Source organism: Streptomyces sp. NPDC059455, from assembly GCF_042750115.1.
Classification (GTDB): domain Bacteria; phylum Actinomycetota; class Actinomycetes; order Streptomycetales; family Streptomycetaceae; genus Streptomyces; species Streptomyces endocoffeicus.
Map to the genome: position 1 here is coordinate 1 of NZ_JBHYVB010000450.1, position 2488 is coordinate 2488.

At 71.4% G+C, this 2488-nt stretch carries 1 protein-coding gene; it reads right to left on the bottom strand.

Going from position 1 to position 2488, the window contains the following annotated elements:
• Positions 1-91: 91 nt before the first annotated feature.
• On the bottom strand, positions 92-2299 hold the full coding sequence (locus tag ACFXB5_RS53400; RefSeq protein WP_385223285.1) for a 3-hydroxyacyl-CoA dehydrogenase NAD-binding domain-containing protein: 2208 nt from the start codon (positions 2297-2299) through the stop codon (positions 92-94).
• Positions 2300-2488: the final 189 nt, after the last annotated feature.

Here is a 2488-nt window from a genome sequence, read left to right on the forward strand (position 1 = left end):
AGCGCCCCGAAGGGGCGCGGGGAACTGCGCGACCAGCCACGACGGCGCCGCAGTCGGCCGACGACCCATCGCGGCACTTCCCGCGGAGCGCTTAGTCCGTGAAGCGCTCCCCGCGCTCCGCCTTCTCCACCAGCAGCACGGGCGGGGCGAACCGCTCCCCGTACGCCGCCTCCAGCTGCCGGGCACGGGCCACGAAACCGGCCACGCCGCCCTCGTATCCGTTGATGTACTGCAGCACCCCGCCCGTCCAGCCGGGGAAGCCGATGCCGAGGATGGAGCCGATGTTGGCGTCGGCGACGGAGGTCAGCACGCCCTCCTCCAACAGCCGCACCGTGTCGATGGCCTCGCTGAAGAGCATCCGCTCCTTCATGTCCTCGAAGGGGATGCGGGTGCCCTCACGCGCGGCGTCTCCGGAGCCGCCCGGTGCGAAGTGCTCGCGCAGCCCCGGCCACAGCCCGCCGCGCTTGCCGGTGGTCGCGTCGTAGTCGTAGAAGCCCGCGCCGCCGCTGCGGCCGGGGCGCCCGAACTCCTCCACCATGCGGTCGATGACCGCGTCGGCCGGATGCGGCCGCCACTCGCCGCCCGCCTCCTCGGTCGCCCGGCGCGTCTCCTCGCGGATCTTGCGCGGCAGGGTGAGTGTCAGCTCGTCCATCAGGGAGAGCACCTTGGCCGGGTATCCGGCCTGGGCGGCGGCCTGCTCCACGGAGGCCGGGGCGATGCCCTCCCCCACCATCGCCACGCCCTCGTTGAGGAAGTGGCCGATGACGCGGGAGGTGAAGAAGCCCCGGGAGTCATTGACCACGATCGGGGTCTTGCTGATCTGCCGCACCAGATCGAAGGCGCGGGCCAGCGCCTTGTCGCCGGTGCGCTCGCCCTTGATGATCTCGACCAGCGGCATCTTGTCGACGGGCGAGAAGAAGTGCAGCCCGATGAAGTCGTCGGCGCGCTGCACGCCTTCCGCGAGCAGCGTGATGGGGAGGGTGGAGGTGTTCGAGCACAGCAAGGCGTCCGGGGCGACGACGCCCTCGATCTCCTGGAACACCTTGTGCTTGAGCGCCGGGTCCTCGAAGACCGCCTCGATGACCGCGTCACAGCCCTCGAGGTCGCGCGGATCGGCGGTCGGGGTGATCCGGGCCAGCAGCTGGTCCCGCTTGGCCTCGGTGGTCCGGCCCTTGGCGAGCGCCTTGGCCAGCAGCCCCTCGGAGTACGCCTTGCCCTTGGCGGCGGCCTCCACGGACACGTCCTTCAGGACGACCTCGATGCCCGCCTTGGCGCACGCGAACGCGATGCCCGCGCCCATCATCCCGGCGCCCAGCACCGCGACCCTGCGGACCTGGCTGGGCTCGATCCCCTGCGGCCGGTTGGCACCGGAGTTGACCGCCTGCAGTTCGAAGAAGAACGCCTGAATCATGTTCTTGGCGGTCTGGCCGACGACCAGCTCGGTGAAGTACCGCGCCTCGATGGTCTGCGCGGTCTCGAAGTCCACCTGGGACCCCTCGACGGCGGCGGCCAGGATATTGCGCTGCGCCGGGTAGGGCGCGCCGTTCAGCTGCTTCCGCAGATTGGCCGGGAAGGCGGGCAGATTGACGGCGAACTTCGGCTGCGCCGGGGTGCCGCCCGGAATCCGGTAGTCCTTGTCGTCCCACGGCTGGGCCGACTCGGGGTGGGCGGCGATGAAGGCGCGCGCCCGGGTCAGCAGCTCCTCGCGGGAGGTCACGACGTCATGCACCAGCCCCGCCTCCTGGGCGCGCAGGGGGCTGTATCGCGTGCCCTGGAGCAGCCACTTGAGCAGTGCGTCGGTGACGCCGAGCAGCCGTACGGTACGGGCGACGCCCCCGCTGCCGGGGAGCAGGCCCAGGGTGACCTCGGGGAAGCCGATGCGAGCGCCTGGGGCGTCGAGGGCGATGCGGTGGTGGCAGGCGAGCGCGATCTCCAGCCCGCCGCCGAGCGCCGCACCGTTGATCGCGGCCACCACGGGCTTGCCGAGAGTCTCGATCCGGCGCAGCGCGCGCTTGATGCGGAGGTTCTTCTCGTAGACCTCCTGGGCCTGGCCGGGCCCGACCTGGATGAGGTCGTTGAGGTCGCCACCGGCGAAGAAGGTCTTCTTGGCGGAGGTGACGATGATGCCGCGGATGGCGTCCCGCTCGGCCTCGACGCGGTCGGCGATCGCGTCGAGGGAGTCGATGAACGCGGCGTTCATGGTGTTGGCGGACTGGTCGGGGTCGTCGAGCACCAGGGTGACGACGCCTTCGTCGTCCTGCTCCCAGCGGATGGTCGAGGCGGTGGTGGGGTGGGTCATCTGAGGTCTCCAGGGCGAAGGGGCGCGGGGCGGGCGGGAAGGAGGGGGACGGCGGCGTCTTGAGGGCGGCTCGGCTCAACGCGATGTCCGGCGGACCACGCGGCGGAGCCGCATATCGATGCTTTCCCCTCCCCGCCCCTTCCCGCAGCACCGATGCGCGGCTCCGCCGCGTGGCAGGGGCTTCGCCCC